The sequence below is a fragment of the Streptomyces sp. NPDC005151 genome (assembly GCF_053599875.1).
This window is the reverse complement of record NZ_JBSFYR010000026.1, coordinates 54,648-76,408: the sequence shown is the minus strand read 5'-3', so window position 1 is coordinate 76,408 and position 21,761 is coordinate 54,648. Positions and strand designations below refer to the sequence as shown.

The 21,761-nt window shown below is 70.1% G+C and carries 16 protein-coding genes and 5 CRISPR repeat arrays (1 of these 21 only partly in view); of the genes, 13 read left to right on the top strand and 3 right to left on the bottom strand.

The genetic code is table 11. The features are described 5' to 3' along the window. Nucleotides 1-3,588: a CRISPR direct-repeat array (repeat unit 29 nt; unit sequence GTCCTCCCCGCCGACGCGGGGGTGTTCCG) (it extends 551 nt beyond the left edge of the window). 92 nt (nucleotides 3,589-3,680) lie between these two features. Next, nucleotides 3,681-4,749: a CRISPR direct-repeat array (repeat unit 29 nt; unit sequence GTCCTCCCCGCCGACGCGGGGGTGTTCCG). Nucleotides 4,750-4,839: 90 nt separating this feature from the next. Continuing rightward, a CRISPR array of direct repeats spans nucleotides 4,840-5,845; the repeat unit is 29 nt; unit sequence GTCCTCCCCGCCGACGCGGGGGTGTTCCG. Between the two features lie 141 nt (nucleotides 5,846-5,986). Then, nucleotides 5,987-7,279: a hypothetical protein gene (locus ACWD6R_RS16725; protein WP_451819356.1), complete on the top strand. Its 1,293-nt coding sequence runs from the start codon at nucleotides 5,987-5,989 to the stop codon at nucleotides 7,277-7,279. Nucleotides 7,280-7,428: 149 nt separating this feature from the next. Further along, a complete protein-coding gene (locus tag ACWD6R_RS16720) occupies nucleotides 7,429-8,583 on the top strand; it encodes a hypothetical protein (protein ID WP_451819355.1) in 1,155 nt (384 codons plus the stop codon). A gap of 179 nt (nucleotides 8,584-8,762) precedes the next feature. Continuing rightward, nucleotides 8,763-10,074: direct repeats of the CRISPR family, unit length 29 nt; unit sequence GTCCTCCCCGCCGACGCGGGGGTGTTCCG. Nucleotides 10,075-10,588: 514 nt separating this feature from the next. Then, a CRISPR array of direct repeats spans nucleotides 10,589-11,046; the repeat unit is 29 nt; unit sequence GTCCTCCCCGCCGACGCGGGGGTGTTCCG. Nucleotides 11,047-11,119: 73 nt separating this feature from the next. Here the strand turns inward: ACWD6R_RS16720 and ACWD6R_RS16715 are convergent. Then, on the bottom strand, nucleotides 11,120-12,358 hold the full coding sequence (locus ACWD6R_RS16715) for a protein kinase domain-containing protein (RefSeq protein WP_451819354.1): 1,239 nt from the start codon (nucleotides 12,356-12,358) through the stop codon (nucleotides 11,120-11,122). Nucleotides 12,359-12,643: 285 nt separating this feature from the next. Between ACWD6R_RS16715 and ACWD6R_RS16710 the strand changes: the two genes are divergently transcribed. The 7 genes from ACWD6R_RS16710 (at nucleotide 12,644) to ACWD6R_RS16680 (ending at nucleotide 17,228) form a co-directional block, all read left to right on the top strand. After that, nucleotides 12,644-13,378 (top strand): hypothetical protein, encoded by a 735-nt coding sequence (locus tag ACWD6R_RS16710; RefSeq protein ID WP_451819353.1) that lies wholly within the window; start codon nucleotides 12,644-12,646, stop codon nucleotides 13,376-13,378. 113 nt (nucleotides 13,379-13,491) lie between these two features. Beyond that, on the top strand, nucleotides 13,492-13,902 hold the full coding sequence (locus ACWD6R_RS16705) for a head decoration protein (protein WP_451819352.1): 411 nt from the start codon (nucleotides 13,492-13,494) through the stop codon (nucleotides 13,900-13,902). An 18-nt stretch (nucleotides 13,903-13,920) separates the two neighbouring features. After that, the gene (locus tag ACWD6R_RS16700; RefSeq protein WP_451819351.1) at nucleotides 13,921-14,970 is read left to right on the top strand and encodes a major capsid protein; all 1,050 of its coding nucleotides are present in this window, start codon (nucleotides 13,921-13,923) and stop codon (nucleotides 14,968-14,970) included. Continuing rightward, nucleotides 14,970-15,293 carry a hypothetical protein gene (locus tag ACWD6R_RS16695; protein ID WP_451819350.1) on the top strand — a complete coding sequence of 108 codons (324 nt, stop codon included), beginning with the start codon at nucleotides 14,970-14,972 and terminating at the stop codon, nucleotides 15,291-15,293. Before ACWD6R_RS16700 ends, ACWD6R_RS16695 begins: the two co-directional genes overlap by 1 nt. Nucleotides 15,294-15,366: 73 nt before the next feature. Beyond that, complete coding sequence (locus ACWD6R_RS16690; protein ID WP_451819349.1) at nucleotides 15,367-15,687, top strand: hypothetical protein; 321 nt, start codon at nucleotides 15,367-15,369, stop codon at nucleotides 15,685-15,687. Nucleotides 15,688-15,690: 3 nt separating this feature from the next. Further along, entirely contained in the window at nucleotides 15,691-16,509 is an 819-nt protein-coding gene (locus ACWD6R_RS16685; protein ID WP_451819348.1) for a hypothetical protein, read from the top strand. A gap of 32 nt (nucleotides 16,510-16,541) precedes the next feature. Further along, nucleotides 16,542-17,228 carry a hypothetical protein gene (locus tag ACWD6R_RS16680; RefSeq protein ID WP_451819347.1) on the top strand — a complete coding sequence of 229 codons (687 nt, stop codon included), beginning with the start codon at nucleotides 16,542-16,544 and terminating at the stop codon, nucleotides 17,226-17,228. A 1-nt stretch (nucleotide 17,229) separates the two neighbouring features. On the opposite strand, the gene ACWD6R_RS16675 is transcribed toward ACWD6R_RS16680, so the two are convergent. Both ACWD6R_RS16675 and ACWD6R_RS16670 read right to left on the bottom strand, forming a co-directional pair. Next, complete coding sequence (locus tag ACWD6R_RS16675; protein ID WP_451819346.1) at nucleotides 17,230-17,706, bottom strand: hypothetical protein; 477 nt, start codon at nucleotides 17,704-17,706, stop codon at nucleotides 17,230-17,232. Nucleotides 17,707-17,719: 13 nt separating this feature from the next. Beyond that, on the bottom strand, nucleotides 17,720-18,970 hold the full coding sequence (locus ACWD6R_RS16670; RefSeq protein WP_451819345.1) for a helix-turn-helix domain-containing protein: 1,251 nt from the start codon (nucleotides 18,968-18,970) through the stop codon (nucleotides 17,720-17,722). 212 nt (nucleotides 18,971-19,182) lie between these two features. Here ACWD6R_RS16670 and ACWD6R_RS16665 point away from each other — a divergent pair, with 212 nt between their 5' ends. From ACWD6R_RS16665 to ACWD6R_RS16650, 4 genes are all read left to right on the top strand, one after another. Beyond that, nucleotides 19,183-19,605, top strand: coding sequence for an ATP-binding protein (locus ACWD6R_RS16665; protein WP_451819344.1), 423 nt, complete (start codon nucleotides 19,183-19,185; stop codon nucleotides 19,603-19,605). A gap of 287 nt (nucleotides 19,606-19,892) precedes the next feature. Next, nucleotides 19,893-20,255 carry a hypothetical protein gene (locus ACWD6R_RS16660; protein WP_451819343.1) on the top strand — a complete coding sequence of 121 codons (363 nt, stop codon included), beginning with the start codon at nucleotides 19,893-19,895 and terminating at the stop codon, nucleotides 20,253-20,255. A 155-nt stretch (nucleotides 20,256-20,410) separates the two neighbouring features. After that, nucleotides 20,411-21,526, top strand: a complete 1,116-nt coding sequence (locus tag ACWD6R_RS16655; protein ID WP_451819342.1) for a radical SAM protein — start codon at nucleotides 20,411-20,413, stop codon at nucleotides 21,524-21,526. Continuing rightward, nucleotides 21,523-21,720 (top strand): hypothetical protein, encoded by a 198-nt coding sequence (locus ACWD6R_RS16650; RefSeq protein ID WP_451819341.1) that lies wholly within the window; start codon nucleotides 21,523-21,525, stop codon nucleotides 21,718-21,720. The genes ACWD6R_RS16655 and ACWD6R_RS16650 overlap by 4 nt, the downstream gene beginning before the upstream one ends. The last annotated feature ends 41 nt before the right edge of the window (nucleotides 21,721-21,761 follow it).

Here is a 21,761-nt window from a genome sequence, read left to right as displayed (position 1 = left end):
GTCCTCCCCGCCGACGCGGGGGTGTTCCGGTCCAGGTGCCGTACGACCCGGACGCCCTCTAGTCCTCCCCGCCGACGCGGGGGTGTTCCGTCCCGCTGCCCCGCCTTTCGCGGCCTGATCCTGTCCTCCCCGCCGACGCGGGGGTGTTCCGATGGCCGCCGATCCCGGGGCGTTCGATCGGGCGTCCTCCCCGCCGACGCGGCGGTGTTCCGCTCGGCCCCATAGACGGCATGGCCAACCCCAAGTCCTCCCCGCCGACGCGGGGGTGTTCCGCCCGCGTACCAGGGACTGTTCCTCGAGCCGGAGTCCTCCCCGCCGACGCGGGGGTGTTCCGGCATGGCAGCCCGAGGACCAGGGCGGCCCGCCGTCCTCCCCGCCGACGCGGGGGTGTTCCGATCTCTCGTCGTACGCCAGTCGGTTTGGCCTTGTCCTCCCCGCCGACGCGGGGGTGTTCCGTTTGTGCAGAGCTTTCTTGTGCATGTGCGGGCGTCCTCCCCGCCGACGCGGGGGTGTTCCGCCATTCCACGTCTGGGAGCCCTCGTTGAACGTGTCCTCCCCGCCGACGCGGGGGTGTTCCGGTCGAGGCCGCGAACGCGTATTTCGCCTCGGAGTCCTCCCCGCCGACGCGGGGGTGTTCCGGAGAGCTCTATGTCTCGCATCGTCCGCACGCTGTCCTCCCCGCCGACGCGGGGGTGTTCCGGCATGGCAGCCCGAGGACCAGGGCGGCCCGCCGTCCTCCCCGCCGACGCGGGGGTGTTCCGACCGTGCAGAGCTTTCTTGTGCATGTGCGGGCGTCCTCCCCGCCGACGCGGGGGTGTTCCGCCATTCCACGTCTGGGAGCCCTCGTTGAACGTGTCCTCCCCGCCGACGCGGGGGTGTTCCGGTCGAGGCCGCGAACGCGTATTTCGCCTCGGAGTCCTCCCCGCCGACGCGGGGGTGTTCCGGAGAGCTCTATGTCTCGCATCGTCCGCACGCTGTCCTCCCCGCCGACGCGGGGGTGTTCCGCGGTTCTGCAGCGCGATCGCGTGCGCCCGGTGGTCCTCCCCGCCGACGCGGGGGTGCCAGCCGTTGTCCTCCCCGCCGACGCGGGGGAAATCCCGGGGCTGCGCGGGTTCGCGTCCTCCCCGCCGACGCGGGGGTGTTCCGTTCGTCGGCGATGTCCTGCACGGTGTGCTTGCGTCCTCCCCGCCGACGCGGGGGTGTTCCGAGGGCAGCAACGTGCGGCTTTCCCTGCTCATCGTCCTCCCCGCCGACGCGGGAGTGTTCCGTTCGGCGGAGAACAGTTCATCTTCCCGGCAGAGTCCTCCCCGCCGACGCGGGGGTGTTCCGTTCGGCGGAGAACAGTTCATCTTCCCGGCAGAGTCCTCCCCGCCGACGCGGGGGTGTTCCGACCCGGTATCAGGAGCGCGTGTATGACGTGAGGTCCTCCCCGCCGACGCGGGGGTGTTCCGTCCCTCGGCGCCGGAAACCACCGGTTCCTGCTGTCCTCCCCGCCGACGCGGGGGTGTTCCGCGGGGCCGTCCAGACCACGCCCGGTCCGGAACGTCCTCCCCGCCGACGCGGGGGTGTTCCGCCGATCTTGTCCATGGCGGCCTGAGCCTCTTTGTCCTCCCCGCCGACGCGGGGGTGTTCCGCCCTTGGAGTCGTCGGCGTTCAGGCGGCGTCCGTCCTCCCCGCCGACGCGGGGGTGTTCCGACGATCACGGGTGTCGTGATGAGCACCGGCCAGTCCTCCCCGTCGACGCGGGGGTGTTCCGCAACAAGCGGCGGCGAGTCTTCCCGCTCGGCCGTCCTCCCCGCCGACGCGGGGGTGTTCCGATGTCGCCCCAGAACGGGCCCTGCCCGTTCACGTCCTCCCCGCCGACGCGGGGGTGTTCCGCTGCCCGTCGCGCTCACCGTCCCTGCCGCGGCGTCCTCCCCGCCGACGCGGGGGTGTTCCGGCGAAGATCATCACCGTTGACCCGGGTGAGCAGTCCTCCCCCGCCGACGCGGGGGTGTTCCGTCGCCTTCGACGATGACCCGCGTCCCCTTGTCGTCCTCCCCGCCGACGCGGGGGTGTTCCGGAGCGTCGCACCGGCTGACCACTACTCGGCACGTCCTCCCCGCCGACGCGGAGGTGTTCCGGAACGCTGGTCCTGGTATCAGGGCCCGTGGCGGTCCTCCCTGCCGACGCGGGGGTGTTCCGGCCGCCAAGGACAAGGCCGAGGCGGACATGAGGTCCTCCCCGCCGACGCGGGGGTGTTCCGTGGGGCAAGGACGGCGATACCTCGGTGATCGGGTCCTCCCCGCCGACGCGGGGGTGTTCCGACGGCTGATGCACGTCCACCCCACCCGGGCGCGTCCTCCCCGCCGACGCGGGGGTGTTCCGCAGGGGCTCCGTATTCATACCTTTGTGACCCCGTCCTCCCCGCCGACGCGGGGGTGTTCCGCAGGGCGAGGCCATCGAGCGTCTGGGCACCAAGTCCTCCCCGCCGACGCGGGGGTGTTCCGCAGGGCGAGGCCATCGAGCGTCTGGGCACCAAGTCCTCCCCGCCGACGCGGGGGTGTTCCGTCCTCGACCAGCTGCTCGTCGACGACGGCGGGGTCCTCCCCGCCGACGCGGGGGTGTTCCCGCAACCAACGAACGCGTGCGATGCGCGCTCGCAGTCCTCCCCGCCGACGCGGGGGTGTTCCGCTCACCCAGGGCGTGACAGGCAACGAGGCAGCGTCCTCCCCGCCGACGCGGGGGTGTTCCGTACGAGCAGATCGGCAGCACCACCCTCGACGAGTCCTCCCCGCCGACGCTGGGGTGTTCCGGACCATGAGGAGCGTCTCCGCACCATTGAGTGGTCCTCCCCGCCGACGCGGGGGTGTTCCGGCGCCCCAGGTCGAGGACCCCGAGGTGCCGATATCCTCCCCGCCGACGCGGGGGTGTTCCGTCGGCGTCCGGCAACACGATTCTGCTCGCGGCGTCCTCCCCGCCGACGCGGGGGTGTTCCGTCCGCGCAGTCGAGCTACCCGACTCGCACCTTGTCCTCCCCGCTGACGCGGGGGTGTTCCGTCGTGCATGTAGTAGTCGCCCGGGGTGGGTTGGTCCTCCCCGCCGACGCGGGGGTGTTCCGAAGACCACGGCGCAGAGCGCGGGCATCGCGGCGTCCTCCCCGCCGACGCGGGGATGCTCCGAAGATGAAGGCGCTCATGGCCGATGTCGGTAAGTCCTCCCCGCCGACGCGGGGGTGTTCCGGACATCGTGTCCAAGCTGCAGAAGACCGGCGAGTTTTCCCCGCCGACGCGGGGGTGTTCCGAAGGCCAGTGCCGGCGTCCCGTGGCGCCAGCGGTCCTCCCCGCTGACGCGGGGGTGTTCCGTTCCCTGGGGCGGCGTACTTGGTGACCTCGATGTCCCTACCGCCGACGCGGGGGTGTTCCGTGGCTGAGGGAGTCGACCATCACGACCGGGTAGTCCTCCCCGCCGACGCGGGGGTGTTCCGTAGATGGTGTCGTAGACATTGCCTGTCTGGCCGTCCTCCCCGCCGACGCGGGGGTGTACCGCGTACCCGGACAACCGGAGATACAGACAGTGGGTCCTCCCCGCCGACGCGGGGGTGTTCCGGATTCCAAGCTCGTCGCGATGGTCAACAAGGAGTCTTTCCTGCCTACGCAAGGGTGTTCCGACGACGCGTGGGCGGCCCTGCAGGTCGTACTCGTCCTCCCCGCCGACGCGGGGGTGTTCGCCGAAGGGTCCGCCTTCACCCCAGCCAAGGTGGTCCTCCCCGCCGACGCGGGGGTGTTCCGACCACAGGCCACTACCGCCAGCCCGGCACCCGGTCCTCCCCGCCGACGCGGGGGTGTTCCGTCCGCCGAGTACGCGTGGAAGGTGACGCCGGCGTCCTCCCCGCCGACGCGGGGGTGTTCCGAAGCCAGCACCGTGGCCCGCATCCGAACGATCGTCCTCCCCGCCGACGCGAGGGTGTTCCGCCAACGAGCGGGCCCGCGTCACCCACGTCGCCGTCCTCCCCGCCGACGCGAGGGTGTTCCGAACAAGGGGGTGACGAGGTTCTCGCGTGCCGAGTCCTCCCCGCCGACGCGGGGGTGTTCCGAACAAGGGGGTGACGAGGTTCTCGCGTGCCGAGTCCTCCCCGCCGACGCGGGGGTGTTCCGTTCAAGATCTGGGCCGCCTGGGTGTGCGGCGGGTCCTCCCCGCCGACGCGGGGGTGTTCCGTTCAAGATCTGGGCCGCCTGGGTGTGCGGCGGGTCCTCCCCGCCGACGCGGGGGTGTTCCGGACGAAAAAGCGCAGGTCGATTCCCAAATGGAGTCCTCCCCGCCGACGCGGGGGTGTTCCGGATCAGGTCGAGGAGCTGGACCTGAAGGACGCGTCCTCCCCGCAGAGGCGGGGGTGTTCCGTTGTTCCAGGCGGTTTCGTGCGCCGTCTTGGCGACGTCCTCCCCGCCGACGCGGGGGTGTTCCGCTGCACCCGCAGCACTTCGGTGCCGGGCACTGGTCCTCCCCGCCGACGCGGGGGTGTTCCGGGCCACGACCCGCGCGTCGTGCTGCGCACCACGTCCTCCCCGCCGAGGCGGGGGTGTTCCGTTCACTCTCGCCGGGGAGAACGGTCTCACCGTGTCCTCCCCGCCGACGCGGGGGTGTTCCGATTGCCGAGCATGAGGCAGAGCTCAGCCGGCTGTCCTCCCCGCCGACGCGGGGGTGTTCCGTCGTTGGAGTCCTGGAAAGGCACGTACGTTTCGTCCTCCTCGCCGACGCGGGGGTGTTCCGACGATGAAGGGTGCGACCGGTCCCTTCGCCGAGTCTCCCCGCCGACGCAGGGTGTTCCGGTCTGGACGCAGGTCCTCGAACCGGGCGGGCAGTCCTCCCCGGCGATGCGGGGGTGTTCCGGACGCCAGGCTTGCCACGCTCCCGGCGCGCAGGTCCTCCCCGCCGACGCGGGGGTGTTCCGGCGGCCCCGCCGTGGGCAACATCGCCGTGCTCGTCCTCTCCGCCGACGCGGGGGTGTTCCGTCGGTCGACACCCAGATTCTGGCCAAGCTGATGTCCTCCCCGCCGACGCGCGGGTGTCCCGGAGACCGCCACCCGGGACGAGCTGCTGCTGGCGTCCTCTCCGCCGACGCGGAGGTGTTCCGGTGGCGGCAGTGGTCACGGCGGCCGGCGGATCGTCCTCCCCGCCGACGCGGGGGTGTTCCGCTCGGGCCGATAGACGGCATGGCCAACCCCAAGTCCTCCCCGCCGACGCGGGGGTGTTCCGATCGAGCGCATCACCACGCTCGCCGCCCGCCTGTCCTCCCCGCCGACGCGGGGGTGTTCCGATCGAGCGCATCACCACGCTCGCCGCCCGCCTGTCCTCCCCGCCGACGCGGGGGTGTTCCGCCCACCCGGGACAAGACCCGCAAGATCAAGGCGTCCTCCCCGCCGACGCGGGGGTGTTCCGTTGAACGTCGGCTTCACCACGTCGAAGCCCTCGTCCTCCCCGCCGACGCGGGGGTGTTCCGATGGGTTACCGCACCCGGATCATCGCCCTGAAGTCCTCCTCGCCGATGCGGGGGTGTTCCGTTCACGTGGTGCAGCGCGAGGGCATGGGCCTGGTCCTCCCCGCCGACGCGGGGGCGTTCCGTACCGCATCTCTGAGGCCGCTCAGGTCAAGTAGTCCTCCCTGCCGACGCGGGGGTGTTCCGACCCTCGGGGCGTACACGTACACGTCGAAGCTGTCCTCCCCGCCGACGCGGGGGTGTTCCGGTGGGGGCCTCCGGCCAGCTCGCGCTCCCGACGTCCTCCCCGCCGACGCGGGGGTGTTCCGATGAACGGGAAGGCGGTGTCCATAGGCAGCAGGTCCTCCCCGCCGACGCGGGGGTGTTTCGGTGTGGAGGTGCCCGTCCGAGATTCCGAATGTGGGTCTCCGCGCTGGATTGTCAGGCGACGTGACGATGTGACCGGTAGCCTGATCGGTGGCTCGTGAGACCTGCGCGAGTCGTGCGCCAGTTCTTTCAGGTGGGGGAAGTTTGAGCTTTCTGACGGATGCCGAACTGGCCTTGGGCCTGTCGCGGCACCTCTCCGTGTACCAGATGGGTCCCGAGCGGGCGGCCTTGGAGCAGCTCGAGTTCGCGGGGTGGGTCTTCGACGTCGCGTTCCGGCTTCAGGGGAGCACCACGAGCAGCGCCGGGCGGGTGAAGGCCATCGGCCTGGACGTGGGTCTCGGACCTCGAAACCTGAGAGATGTCATCGCGACGATGGAGACCTTGGGCTGGGTCACAACCGTCCACGACGTAGATCGCCAGCTCGTTTCCATCACCGAGAGCATCCCGGCCGCTGGTGACCTCATTATGGCCACCCCGAAGCTCTTCAGGGTGCTCATGGTCGGTCCCGTTGAGCTAGCGGCCCTCGCGCTGCTGCGCGCGACAACACTCCAGCCACTGCTGGAACAGGACGCGTTGCAGGCTGCCGCGACCGCGGATGGCGTCAAGGGGCACGACGAGGCTGCCGATGCTGCCCTGCGGCACCTGACCCATACGGGTTTGATCCGTCGTGTCATCACTGATGACGGCCGTGAGGTTCTCTACAACCCGAACGTTTGGACACAGGGAGACGACTCCGTTGCGAAGGCGGCCCTGAAGGCCGCTGATGCCCGGGCCACTGCCGAGGTCACTGCCCTCCTGGAAGAGATCGCGCTCAACCCCGGAATGCCGGAAACGCACGTTCAGTCCACTGAGGCGAAATGGGTGGACTTTGCCGTCTCTCAGAACCTCGTTCAGAGGTCGGTGATCCAGACTTCCGAGGATGCCGAGCGTGGCTTCCTGTTTACGCCTCACATCCGACGCGACCCCTTCGGCGGCACCGCGGGCGATGCGTCAGGGCACGTGCGGCAGCTCGTGGGCTCCATGATCTACGCCGCAACGTTCGCGAAGTTCAAGCTGCACTCGCCCGAGGTCTTCCTGCGTGCGCTTATCAATCGAGGCGTGGCTGGCAACACCTCAAACGTCGGCACCGATTATCCGATGCTTGAGAAGGCCGGTGTCGTCAAGGTGGTTGGTGGTTACCAGTCAGGTCGGTACCGACTCCAGCTTCTGCAGCCCGAGGTCGCGCAGGACGCACTGCAGATGCTCAACGCCAGGGAGGGCACGGGAACCGAGCGGGCCGACGCGGCGGCACTTCGAGCTCAGCGATCGTATCGTCACGTGGAGCAGGAGCGCGCCAGGCTGGCATTGACTAGTGACGTCGACAAGATCGAGGAAGCTAGGCTGATCGCTGCCCTCAGGGAGGTCCCTGTTAACCGGATGATGGGCGGCGGGAAGTGACTGACAACACCGGCGAAACCTCTGAGGCGACTGCTGCCGGGAATGATCGTGGGCGAGGGGATGGGCGTCGTTCGCGGCGATCCTCGGCCGTGCGAACCCAGGCTGGCACCAAGCCCGCGGATACCCTTGGCGGACTTTTGGAGCGCCGTGTGGCTCGGCTTGAGTTCGCCGAGGGCGCGTACGTGCGTCTGCGCGTGCCGCTCCCGGCAGAGGATGCGGACAGCGGACGCAGCGTCCTGACCGATATTGATGTGCTGTCGATCGATATCGACTCTCGCCTTCGGATTTCCCGCTCTAGCATGGAATGCAAGAGCGGCAAGGGGCAGACGGGCGAGCCGAACACAATCGTCTGGTTGGCTGGCTTTAGGCAATTGCTTGACCTGGACCGAGTGACGCTTGTTCGCCAAACCGTGAGTCCGCGTGGCCAGAGTCTGGCGCGGAAGCTCGGAATCGTCGTGATGGACGAAGCGACCGTGACCCGGCGGGAGAAGTCGCACGCCTGGCTACCAGAGCGTTTTGCGCATCTCGATGGGGCGGCATGTTCCGGAGCCGAGTCTAGGACGGACACGCAGCTAAAGGGGTTGCCCGAAATCTCGCCAGCATTGGCGCGATTCTTGCGCGGAGGTGCCCTGCTCGCTGATTCTCCGGCAATTCTGCAAGCTGTACATTCATTCGGTCTTGCTGTGGGAAAGCAAGGAGTTCTTCCTGACCCTGCGGCTGGTGTCCTGGCTGGACACAGTCTTATTGCTGTCATCCTGGCGGCAGTTCAGGATGCGGGACGCCTTGACGATGTCCCAGAGCGTCTGCTTCGGAGTCGACTTGAGAGCGCATTGACGGTTGGCGATCCAGACGGCAGTTACGTGCTTCCGATGCTAGAGAAGGCGGATGCATACATTAGGCACGTCCAGGACCGCACACATAAGGCGTATGTGGGTGCTGGTGCTGATGCAATTAGGATCGAATACGCATCGTTGCGAGATGCTGTTGCGACGCCCCCTGAATACTTGAGTGATTACCTCGACTTCGTGCAGAGGCTGCGAGCGAACCCCCAGGTCGCCCGAGATCTCCTTCAGGTTGCTGAAATAGTGTGCTTTGATGCCCTGCTGGGCGATTCGGCCTGGAAGGCAAAGGCGTTCGCGCACCTTTTCACGACGGAACATAAGGCACTGCTCTTGGTGGGGCTTAGATGCCTGTCAAGTATCGCCGGGCCTCAGGTGGTATCGGCTTTGAAGGGACTGAGTGAGATTCCCTTCGGGACATTTTCGGGAGTGGTCCCGGACCGCGGCCAGCCGGTTGAACTTTAGTTCAGATTAGCGGCGGTGCATCACAGGTGAGCGACGCGTCAGGACACTTGTCCCGCCGTCTTGTACTCCTCATCGATTCGACGAGGAGCCACGCCGAGAACCAAGTTCTCCATGGCCTGAGGCATTGGTCCGAAGCTGGCAACTCGTGCGCGAGCATCGTGGACTTGCCCGCGCCCGCCGTCCTTCCCGCCGACGCGGGGGTGTTCCGTACGCGATTCCGATCGGCGCTGACGGGCAGATGTCCTCCCCGCCGACGCGGGGGTGTTCCGTAGGCGGTGCTGCACGCGGCGTCCCTCGCGTAGTCCTCCCCGCCGACGCGGGGGTGTTCCGTTCGGGCATGAAAAATCCCCCGGTCGTCCGGTGTCCTCCCCGCCGACGCGGGGGTGTTCCGCGGACCCATCCCGACGGAACGGCCATGCGCGGGTCCTCCCCGCCGACGCGGGGGTGTTCCGTCGGTACCGGCGTCGGCCCACTCGTTCGTGGTGTCCTCCCCGCCGACGCGGGGGGTGTTCCGGTGTCCGGCACGGTCAGTTCCACGTCCGTGATGTCCTCCCCGCCGACGCGGGGGTGTTCCGCGCATCAGCTCTGGGCCCTCTTCGCCGACCCAGTCCTCCCCGCCGACGCGGGGGTGTTCCGACCTACACCGTGCCGGCCCCGCTGGACTACCCGGGTCCTCCCCGCCGACGCTGGGGTGTTCCGTCGGTCGTGGGTGACGCGCTCACCCTGCCCAAGTCCTCCCCGCCGACGCGGGGGTGTTCCGAACCCGACCTGCAGGTAGTCCGCGTACCGCTCGTCCTCCCCGCCGACGCGTGGGTGTTCCGGTCGGTGACCTCCACACGATGATCGAGTGGGCAGTCCTCCCCGCCGACGCGGGGGTGTTCCGGCCGACGCCCTCAAGGATGCGGAGCGGAACCTGTCCTCCCCGCCGACGCGGGGGTGTTCCGAAGGGCAGGGGCTCACCGCGTCCTGAGCGCGAGTCCTCCCCGCCGATGCGGGGGTGTTCCGAACGCCGGGAAGGGCTTCCTTACGGGCCTGGAGTCCTCCCCGCCGACGCGGGAGTGTTCCGTACGGTCCGCATTTTTGGTCGTGCGCCGGTCCTCCCTGCCGACGCGGGGGTGTTCCGACTACCCAGCCCGCCACGCCGACCATTCCGCCGTCCTCCCCGCCGACGCGGGGGTGTTCCGATGGATCCGGCCGAGTTCGACCGGGCGTATCTGTCCTCCCCACCGACGCGGGGGTGTCCCGGACATTCAGAGGGCGATGCTGCCCGGGTTCACGTCCTCCCCGCCGACGCGGGGGTGTTCCGGCGAAGGCGATCGACGCCGAGCGGAAACGCCTGCCCCCTCCCCGCCGACGCGGGGGTGTTCCGTAGGCAGGCGGGCGGTAGCGGCCTGGACGCCGGTCCTCCCCGCCGACGCGGGGGTGTTCCGTCGGTCCCGAGCGCCGAGGAAAAGCCGATGAGGTCCTCCCCGCCGACGCGGGGGTGTTCCGTGATCGCACCAGACGCCCGCCACGTGGCCTGGCGTGCCGACGCGGGGGGTGTTCCGGTGTCCGGCACCGTCAGCTCCACGTCCGTGATGTCCTCCCCGCCGACGCGGGGGTGTTCCGTCGACCGGCAGGTCCGTGATCCTGTTCGCCCAGTCCTCCCCGCCGACGCGGGGGTGTTCCGGCGTCCTGGTCGTGGTGGCCGATGCGGATGAGGTTTTTCCCGCCGACGCGGGGGTGTTCCGCTCAACAGGCATGGGTGTACCCCGGTACGTGGGTCCTCCCCCGCCGACGCGGGGGTGTTCCGTAGACAGGCGGGCGGTGGCGGCCTGGGCGCCGGACCTCCCCGCCGAAGCGGGGGTGTTCCGCACGCACCCGGACGCAAGCGCGGCTCGGCCAAGTCCTCCCCGCCGACGCGGGGGTGTTCCGGACGAGGTGACGGGCCGGACTGAGTGGTGGCCGTCCTCCCCGCCGACGGGGGGTGTTCCGTTGGTGACGGCCGACGAGGACCTCGGCCAGGTGTCCTCCCCGCCAACGCGGGGGTGTTCCGAAGTCCGACATCATCGCCGCCGCGGTGGTCCGGTCCTCCCCGCCGACGCGGGGGTGTTCCGATCTTCAACATCAAGGCCGTCGCCGACACCTCGTCCTCCCCGCCGACGCGGGGGTGTTCCGGAGCTGGGGCTGCCCGGCCACACTGTTCCCGCGTCCTCCCCGCCGACGCGGGGGTGTTCCGGCTGCTGCGCGTCTCACTGACGTCCTGGCTGCGTCTTCCCTGCCGACGCGGGGGTGTTCCGCCCACAAGAGGCGCCGTGACCGGGCCATCCGGGTCCTCCCCGCCGACGCGGGGGTGTTCCGATGCCGAAGAGCATCGCGGGGCACTTCGCCCCGTCCTCCCCGCCGACGCGGGGGTGTTCCGGTCTTTGCCTGGCTCGACAAACAACTCACGCTCGTCCTCCCCGCCGACGCGGGGGTGTTCCGACCAAGTGTGCGCGATGCGTCCGTGGACGCCGCGTTCGTTGAGCAGAGCGCAGGTGTCGCACCGTCAACTCGCTCAGTCGTCCTCGTCCTGGTCCTCGTCGGTGGAGGGAAGCGGCTCGGGTGTGGGGAATGTGGCTGGGGCCGTGCTCGGCTCCGGGGAGGAATGTGGCGGCGCCGGGGCGGGGCTTGTCGTACGGGTCGTCGGGTCGGCCTGGGGGGTGTCCGCCGAGCTCCGCTCCGGTGCGAACAAGTTCATGCCGAGCAGCATCGCGGCCAGGAAGACCAGGGCGGCGGCGAGGGTACCCAGCAGTCTGGGCCGACGGCCGACGAGGCGGCGGACCTCGCCGGCCCACTGCTGGCGTTCCCGGCGGCCGCGCCCGCCCGCGGGCACGGTGGCGGCTGGGAGTACATACGTGGTCGCGGGGCCGGGTTCGGGGAGCGGAGAGCCCTGGACGAAGCGGGCGACCGGAGCCGGGAGTGGGGAGGGCAGTGGCTCGGGGTGGCCCTGCCAGGCGCCGGCAGCGAACCAGTCGGTCATCTGCTGGGCGGTGGGCCGGTCCTCGGGCTGCTTGGTGAGGAGGCCAAGCAGGTAGTTTTCGAAGGCGGGCGGGAGCACGATGCCAAGATCACGGGGAGGTACGGGCGTGGCGTCAAGGTGCTGGTGGAGGATGGCGATGGCGGTGTCGGCCTGGAACGGCGGGCGTCCGGTGAGGAGCTGGTAGAGCACGCAGCCCAGGGAGTACATGTCGGAGGCGGGAACTGCGGGCTTGCCCAGGGCGCGTTCGGGGGCGAGGTAGAGGCTGGTGCCGATGATCTGCCCGGTGGCGGTGAGGGCGGCGGCCGGGTCGTCGAGGAAACGCGCGATGCCGAAGTCGCCGATCTTGAGGGTGCCGTCGGCGTCCAGGAGCAGGTTTGCGGGCTTGATGTCGCGGTGCACGATGCTCTGTTGATGGGCGGCGGCGAGTCCGGCCGCGGCCTGGGCGGCGATGCGGGCGACGCTCTCGGCGGGCGGGGGCGCGGTGGCGGACAGCAGGCCCGCGAGGCTGTCGCCGTCGACCAGCTCCATCACCAGGAACAGGCGGCCCTCCTGCTCGCCGAAGTCCAGCACGCTGACGACGTGGGGGTGGTTGAGGCGGCCGGCGGTCTGCGCTTCCAGGCGGAAGCGGGAGGCGGCCGTGGGGTCGGATTCCTGGGCGAGCAGGAGCTTGACGGCCACCGGTCTGCCGAGAGTTTCGTCGGATCCCCGCCAGACCTCCCCCATCGCACCCCGCCCGATCGGGTCGTGCAGCCAGTACCGGCCCGCTATCAACATCTGTGTTTCATCCTCATGCCATGAGACGACGCGACCGCTGCAGGCCAGGGCAACACCCGCGCGGGCGGGTGAGGGTGGGGAAGAGCGGCCCACAGCGTATCGGCCTCCTGACGGACGGCATCGGCACACCGGTTGGCGTAGGGCGGCCCCCCGACTCAGAGGAGCGGTATCTCTCGGAGAGAGGCGTCTGATGAAGGCCGGACCGGACTTCTTCGGACTCGGCGGCCGACCGGTGCAGCAAACCCTGTGATCTGCGAGCCGCACACGGGATGGGTGGCTGCGGCTGTGGCTACACTGATCCACGGCGCGGGGGCGCTGCTGCTGGAGGACGACACCGTGATGGCCCGCCCGCTGCCCGACCCGCACACCCCCATCGGTCACCGACGCGACGGCCGCCCGATCTACCCGCTCCTGGGCGCGGACCCCACCGACCCGTCCAACGACCAGGTCCCCGACCCCGCCCAGCCTGCCGCCCAGATGGGGCAGCCGATGGACCAGGAGACGCTGACGCGGCTGCTGGCCCGCGAGAAGCAGCAGGGCGAACGTGCTGCGGTGCGCAAGCTCGTGGAGCAGCTGGGGTTCGCCAAGACCGACGACCTGGCCGCGTTCGTCAAGGCCCAGCAGGACGCGCAGGACGCGCAGCTGACGGAGGTGCAGCGCCGGGAGAAGGCCGCGGACGACGCTGCCGCTGCCGCTGCCGCCCGTGAGGCTGCTGCTGTCGCCCGCGAGAAGGCCGCGGTGCGCCGTTCCGCCCTCGTCGCGCTCGGCGCCACCGGTGCCGACCTCGCCGACGCCGAACGTCTCCTGACCGTCGACGACGACGCCGACGAGCAGGCCGTCACCGGCGCGGCCACCGCACTCAAGGCGCGCCGCCCGGAGCTGTTCGGCAAAACGCCCACCCCGGCGGCAGCGCCCGGTGGTTCACCTGCCGGTGGGCCCCCGCAGCGCGGCGGCAACGTCCCGAAGCGGGGCGCGGCCGGCGCCGAGATGGCCCGCCGCCGCGGCTACACCACCACCTGAACTTCCCACCGGCGGGACAAGGCCGGACTGTGGGGACCACGCCCCTTCCCGTGGACGACGCCACCACCTGGTGAGCGGACGATCATCCGCCTGATCGCGTCCACGGAGGACACATGACCGTTCAGCCGGTCACCACGACCCAGAACCTGACCGCCGACCGGTCCTGGCTGGCGTCGCTGCACGGCACCGACCAGACCGACTCCATCACCCTCGACATGTCCACGCTTGCCGCGGGCACCCACTACTTCGCCTCGACCGACACCAGCGTGCCGTTCAGCCGGATCGTGTCCGGCATCCCCGTCGGCAAGATCACCGCCAGCGGCCTTTACGGCCTGTACTCCACCGGTGCCGCCGACGGCCGCCAGAACCTCGCCGGGTTCGTGTTCGCCGAGGTCCTGTTCAACCCCACCCAGACGAAGGTTCCGGCCGCGCTGCTGTGGCACGGATCGGTGAAGACGTCGAAGCTCCCCGTCGTCGTCGCCCCGGTCGTGCCGTCCACCACCTGCCAGATCCGCTTCGTTTAAGGAAGGAGGCCCGCAACCATGTCTATCCAGGACCTCATCAAGGGCATCACCGTCCAGGACCTGACCACGTTCGCCCGCACCATTCCCACCCCGGCTGACTTCCTGCTCACGCAGAAGATCTTCCCGAAGGTGGAGGTCTCCGACGTGATGTGGCGGATCAAGAACCAGGGCCGCTACGTCAACGCCGCGAAGTACCGCAGCTACGACGCCAGCGTGGTCCTCGCCGACCGCCAGGCGTGGACGACCAGCACGCAGGGCATGCTGCCCGCCCTGGGGCAGAAGCTGCTCGTCGGCGAGATGGAGATCCTGCTGCAGGAGGCGTCCCGCGGCGCCGACCAGGACCGCCTGATCGAGCTGCTGTACGACGACGTCGAGCGGCACGTGGAGGCCGTCAACTCGCGTCTGGAGCTGGCCGCCGGTGATGTCCTCACCGACGGCAAGTTCTCCCTGGCGGCGGAGAACGCCCTTACGACCGACGTCGACTTCCAGGTGCCGGCGGCGAACATGCCGACGGCGCCGGTCCTGTGGTCCGACCCGACTGCGGATGCGATCAGGGACGAGCTGGGGTGGCTGGACTACCTCGACTCCATCGGCGCCCCGTTCCCGGAGCTGGTTGTCACCAGCCGCCGCGCCTTTTCCTTCCTGGGGAAGAACAACGCCTACCGGGCGGCGTACTACGGCAGCGTCAACCCGTCGACCACGCCGACCGCGTCGCTGACGCCGCAGCAGGTCAACGTGGTGCGCGGCAACTACGGGCTGCCGCCGATCGAGCTGTACAAGGGTCAGGTTCGGGTGGACGGTGCCACGGTGCGGCCGCTGCCTGACGACCGGTGGGTGATGGTGCCGCCGGACCGCACCAAGTGGGGCCAGACCATGTATGGCACCACGGCGGAGTCCCTGGTGCTGTCTCGTGGCAGCAACCCGGAGATCGTTCGCGAGGACGCGCCGGGCCTGATCATCACCAAGGGCACGAAGGACGACCCGCCGCAGGTGTGGACCAAGGGTGCGGCCGTGGCCATGCCCGTCCTCTTCGCGCCGGACTGCCACATCGTGGCGAAGGTGCTGTGATGGGGCGGCGACTGGCAGCAGCGGTGCACATCGAGCACCCCACGACGCACGAACTGCTGATCCTGCAGCCCGGTGAGGAGCCGGACGAGGACGTGGCCGAGGCCATCACCAACCCCGACGCGTGGGAGACGCCGGAGGAGGTGACGGTCGATGACCAGTCGGAGACGCCGACGTCCACCGACCCTGGACCGGAGGCCGAGCCCAAGCCCGAGCCGGTGCCGGAGTCGGAGCCGGAGCCCGAGGTCGAACCGGTGCCGGTGCCGGAGGCCCCGGCCAAGCCGGCCGCCAAGACCCGGGCCCGCAAGGCCGCCGGAGAGCAGTAACCCAAAGCCAGGCCCAGCCCGGCACCCGCTGCGGGGTGCCGGGCCGGGCCTGCTACCCGGAAGGACACCACCCGTGGACCCCGCAGTCCTCTCCTGGCTCCAAGCACAGCTCGGCAAAGCCACCGACCCGGCCGACCTGCAGGACCGGTACACCCGCCTCGGTGCGGCGAAGGCCGTCGCCCTGGAGGTGCTGTCCGAACGCCGCGCCAGGCTGCTTGCCGACCCGCTGCAGCTGACCGTCAACGGCGTCGTGACCCTCGACCAGAGCAACAACCTCACCGGCCTGGAACGGCAGATCGCATCCGTGGAGGCCGCCACCGCCCCGGACGACACCACCGATGGCACCGAACTGGTCGTCGCGCCACTGCGCCGCGCCCACAGCTGGCACCGGTAAGCGGTGGCCTACGAGTTTCCGCCACTGGTCCCCGGCGACGCGAAGACCGTCGCGGCCCGGGTTGCCGCTGTCCTGCAGGACGCCTGGCAGCGCCTCGCCGACCAGCAGACGGCCGTCCTGGCCGCCCTGTCGGAGTCGGGCCGCGCCCCGCACATGGTTGCCCGCCTCGCGGAGTTCCAGGCCGCCATCGCTGACTTCCAGCAGCGTGTGGACGCCGAGGCCCGCGCGTTCGTCACCCGCCAGCTGCCGCTGCTGTACGAGCAGGGGGCGCAACAGGCCGCCGAAGCCCTGGGTGGCCGGTTCACGTGGACCCTGATCCACGCCGAGGCCTTGCAGTCGCTGGCGTCCGACTCGTACGCCGACTTCCTGCGCCGCTCACAGGAGGAGCAGCGCATGGCGGCCGCGTTCTACCGGGCGGTGCGCGAGGCGGCACGCCGTGAGGTGCCGCTGCTGGCGGCAGGGAACACCACGGCGTTGCAGGCCGCGAAGGCCCTCGCCGACCGCCTGGCCGCCGAGCACCAACTGCAGTACGTGGTCTACCGCAACGGGGCACGGGTGCCGGTGCAGGCGTGGGCGGAGTCGGCGACCCTCACCAAGTCGGCAGTGGCCTACAACTCGGGCACCCTGAACCGGGCGCGGGAGGCCCGCGTGCAGTACATGCAGGTCTTCGACGGAGCCGGCTGCGGGTGGACCAGCCACCAGGACCCCGACAAGGCCACAGGCTCGCTCAGGACGGTCGAGGAGGCTGCGGCGTGGCCGATCTCCCACCCGCGGTGCAGCAGGGCATTCGGGCCACGGCCCGACCATGTGCCTGAGGTATAAGTGCTCTCACGTAGGTGGGAAGGCGAGGGGTGATGGTCGAGAGATCTCTCCTGGGCGCGGTTGGGCCCGCGCAGAGTGAGGAGCTGGTGCACTTCACCAGCAGAGGTAGGGAGCCGGGACCGGGCGCGACACCGGACGTCCGAGCGATGACTGCCAGCCAGCGGCTGGACTCGATCCTGTATAGCGAGCTGCTGCGTACCTTCGCGCCGTACGGCGTGGAACGCGCCTGCGCCTGTTTCTCCGAGAGTCCTGCCAACCACCTCGCCCACCTAATCGGCGACCGTCAGTTTGAGCCGTGGGGCATCGTAGCCACTCGACAAGGCTTGCTGGAGGCCGGCGGCGGGGCAGTTGCGTACGTGCCGGACGAGGTCTACGACCAGTTCCGTGTCGCCGGGTTGGAGCACTGGGCGGTGCGAACCGGCACCGGCTCAACCTGGATGCACGAACGGGAGTGGCGGGTGCCCGCCCCCGACGGGACTGCAGGCATGCAGTTGTACAACCTCAGGGCCGTTCTCGTCGGCGACCGGGACTGGCGTCCGTCCCCGGTCGGCACGGACCTTTGGATGCACATGAATGAAGGGACGCTGTGCCAGGGGTGTCCGGACCCCTTCTGCGAGGAGATTACCGAGCTACCGCGTCTGTGGCTGCAGAGCGAGATATGGGTCTGGGACCCGGTAGCCCAGCAGGTGGAGCTGTATCCGCCTGGCGCACTTCGCTGACTCAGTCCCGCGTGGCACCTTCGGGCCAGATGACGCGCACGGGAACGCCGACGCGGCGGGCGTACGCGACGACGTCGGCGGTTCCGCCGTAGCCGCGGGCCGGTTTCCCGTCCCACACGGCGATCAGCTGGTCGGCCAGGCCCACGACGATCTCGCTGCCGGCCTGGTGGGCCTGAGAGTTGGACTCGCGCATCCCGGTGTGGTGGACGTCGGCGGCGCGGGCGGTGAGCTCGTCGTAGACGGGGTGGTGCCAGTCGGGCAGGCTCTCGCGGTACTCGGCGGCGGGGATGACTACCTCGAGGCGGCCGCCGTGCGCGAGGACGGCCTGCGCGAACCAGGCGTCGGGGCCGTCGGCGATGCAACTGATCCCCACCAGGTCTTCCGGCTGGCAGTCGGCGACCAGTTCGGCGAGTTCGGCCCGGACTTGGGCTTCGACCTCCGGTGACAGACCCCGGTGGCCCGTGATGCCCAGGCGCATGGCTGGATCCTCCTCATAGGTAGACGTCGTGGAGCAGGGTGTCGAAGTCGCGCACGATACCGGGCGGCGTGGCGGTGGCATAGGAGCGGCGGAAGGCACGGGCCCGCTCCACGACGCGGCCGGACCGCAGCCGCAGCCCGTCGTTGACGGCGCGCGTCGCCAGGGCGAAGGCGCTGTCGATGCGACCGGAGGCGAGGTGGCCGGTGGCGACGTCGAGGGTGAGCAGCGCCCGCTGCTTCTCGTGGCCGGAGGACAGGGCTGCGGTGATCTCCTGCGCGGATGACAGGACCCAGCGGGACCGGCCGAGGCGGGCCCCGCACACCACGCGGCAGGAGGCGACCTTCCGCTCGTCGAAGCTGAACACCCACGGCCACGGCGGCGGGTCCTCGCGGGGGACGCGGGTGGTGTGCTGTTCGCAGGAGCGCAGGGCTCGTTCGGTGGCGCGGTCGTCGCCGGCGGTGGCGTGGGCGACGGCCTCGATCGAGGCGAGCCAGGCGGCGGCGATGGCGGGCAGGTCGGGGCCGAGCTGGCGGCGGGCGCGGGCGATCAGGCGCAGCCCTTCGGCGGTGTTGCCCGCCTCTACCTCGAACTGGGCGAGGCTGCCGGTCTGGTAGGCGGCCAGCAGCGGGTCTCCGGCGGTGCGTGCGGCTTTGATGGCCGAGCCGTACCAGGTGCGGGCCGAGCCGTGGTCGGCCATGTCCCAGGCGAGCCAGCCGGCCAGCGATGCGGCTTCGGAGCCGACGGCGGCCATGCGGGCCCGGTGGGAGGCGTCGGGGGCCTGGGAGGCGACGCGCTGGATGAGCCGTAGGTGGGCCTGTGCGGTCTCGGCGAGGTCGCGTGAGCCGACGGTGGCGTCCAGGCGGCGGAAGGCGCTGGTGGCCACGCGCAGGGCTGCTGCCTGGCCGCTGTCCCATTCGGGGCGGGTCTGGAGTTGGGTGGGGAGGGTTGGCGTCGCGGCGACTGCGGCGACGCCAGCGAGGAATTCGCGGCGTTCCACGGTGCTGTTCCCGTTCCGGTCGTAGTCGGCGAGGCCGACCAGATTCGGGGGGAGGCCGAGGTGGCTGGCTGCGCTCGCCAGGAGGCTCATGTTGTAGGTGCCGACGCCGCGGTCTTCGAGGCGGGACGTGGCTGACTGGGACAGGCCGCATGCCTCTCCTAGTTGGCGTTGGGTCAGACCTAATGCTTTGCGGGCCTGCTTGATGACGCGGCCATAGTCGCCGTCACGTGACGCGTCTCGGATTTGCTTGTTCCCGGCCCAGTTCATGCATTCCCCTCCACGCTACGTACGTTCGCATCGGATGTACCCGCCGCGTATGCGTCCTGTGCATATCTGTATGCGCTGACCGCATCGGAGATGGCGGGACGGCTCGGTGACGGGTTTCCTACACACAGTGTCCGACGCAACGTCAGGTCGGCGCTGACCTCTTGGAAAACCCGACCGGGGCACTGCCCCTTGGAGGGGAAGCGGTGTCCTCGATGGCGAGTACGCGCGACGAGTCAACGACCGGCCAGCAGTGGGAGCTGTGGCTGACGCCGTTCCCGAAGGCGGTGGGTGAGGCCCGCCGGCAGGTTCGTTCCATCCTGGCCTGCTGGCTGGTGCCCGACGATGCGGTGGACACCGCCGTCCTGATCACCAGTGAGCTGGTCACCAACGCCATCCGGCACTGCGACGCCCGGCACCTGGTGCACCTGCATGTCACTGATGACGGTGCGGAGCTGCTGTTGGAGGTGTCCGACCCGAGCCGCAACCCGCCGCGGCCGACGGTCGCGTCGCGCCACGCGGAGAGCGGCCGGGGGCTGTTCCTCGTTCGCGCGGCCGCCTCCGACTTCGGGGTGCGGCTGCGGAAGCCCGGCGGCAAGACCGTGTGGGCGACCATCCGCCGGCCGTCCGCCCCGTGAAGCCCCGGCCCGGTGGCGTGCCCCCCGTACGCGCTGCCGGGCCGGTTCCACCTGCAGCCCCCGCGTGGGCCTGACCCCGGGAACTCCGCCATGCACTTAATCAACCGAGTGGTAGGGCTCGCTGCCACCGCCCGGCGACACTCCGCCGCCCTGTTCATCGCAGCAACGTCCCTGATCGTTCCGCCGGTTGTCGTCTTGGCCGCAGACCTGCATTCGCTCACGCCCTGATCTGAGCGTGGGCCCGTGCCCAGCAGTCCGCCCGTCCGAAAGGCAAGGGAGAGAGAACCGTGACCGTCGCCCCCGAGGAGCAGCTGCCGTTCCGCGTGGTCTTCGACCCGGAGCGCGGGCAGCTCGTGCTGATGATGACGTTCGGCGTGGAGCCGAGGCAGCGGGTCACCAGCACGCTGATCGCGGGAGCGGAGGCGGCGGCGGTGCAGATCGCGCTGAACCGGCATGAGGCCCGGATGCGGGCGCGTCTCGCGGACGCGATCGCGGAGGCGGCCGCGCGGTTCCTGGGGGTGGATCCGCAGCGGCTGGAGGCTGCGGTGGCTGAGCTGTCGGACCCGACAAGCACGGTGCCGGTCGGCACGATCCTGAGCGGTGAGAGGGCCGCCGACCGCCCCGCACCCCCAAGGCCACCAGGGCTCTGACCTGCGGTTTTGTCGGGAAAAATCTTGCACCCCACCCCGAATGCGGCTAAAATAAGGCTTAGGAGGAGGGGAATCGCCCCTCTTCCTTCCAGCACCCGCCCGGCCGCATCGCCTCCCCGTTGCGGCCGGGCGGGGACACCGGCAAAGGAGGGGACATGCAGCACGATCTGATCGCCAGCCCGTTCATGGACGGGCACCTGTTACTGCGCCCCGGCCAGCACAACGGGCTGCGCCTGGGCGCCGCCCGCTTCAAGGAGCTGGCCGACGCCCACCCGGACACCCCGGTCCCGCAGTGGACCGCAGACGCGGTCCGGCAGGCGTGGGGCCTGGACCTGACCGGCAGCAAGGTCGGCCAGTCGATCCTGGTCCGCAAGCCGTCGCCCCACGGGTACGTCCGCGCGTCCTACGAGATCAACCTCGGCTGCAACTACGACTGCGAGTTCTGCTACCTCGGCGAGAAGCGGTTCGAGGGCATGAGCTGGGAGCAGCAGAAGCAGCTCCTCGGCATCATGGCCGACGCCGGCGTGGTGTACCTGCAGATCACCGGCGGAGAGGCGCTGATCGATCGGCGGTTCCCGCAGGTGTACGCCTACGCCTACGACCTCGGCATGATGATGCAGGTCTCCACCAACGGGTCCCGCCTGCACTCCGAGATGATCCAGGACCTGTTCCGGGGACGTCCCCCGTACCGGCTCACGATCAGCGTGTACGGGGCCACCGAGGCGACCTACGACGGCATCACCCGCCGCCGCGGCAGCTTCAAGCGGTTCGTGCGCGGCCTGGACGCTGCCCGCGAGGCCGGGCTGCCCATGCGGATGAACGTGGTGGTGGCCAAGGACAACCAGCACGAGGTTGCCGAGATGGAGGCGCTGGCCGAGAAGTACGGGCCACACAACGTCTACGGCAACATGTCGCCGACCATCGGCGGCGACGGCTCTGTGCTGGCCACCCAGTCGATCCGGTACGAGAGCGCCCGCAGGGTCTTCAAGGGCTGCAACGCGGGCCACACCTTCTTCCACGCCGACCCATTCGGCCAGGCGTCGATCTGCAAGATCGGCCGTGATCCGCAGATCGACCTCATGACCGAAGGCGTGGAGGGTCTGCGCCGCCTCCGTGGCATCGCGGACTCCCTGATGTTGCGCACCGGAGGCTGCTCCGGCTGCGCACTGTCCGGCACCTGCCGGACCTGCAGGCCCTTGGCCAAGCTGTACCAGGAGGCCAAGGCGCCACTCGTCAGTTACTGCCAGCACGAAGAGAGGAACCACGCATGACGACCGTGATGGTTGAGATCGGCAAGCGGCCGCCCGAGCCGAAGACGGACGCGGACGCGGACAGCCGCCCGCCGCTGGGGGCCGAGCTCCCCGGCACCGTCGGCGACGAGGAGGTGATCATCGTGGGCGACCTGGACGGGTTCCTGGAGGCCACGATGTGCAACTGCAGCGCCAGCGACGACAACCCGTACTAGGAGTCTGCGCGGCCGCCCCGGTGGTAGTTTCCGACCGGGGC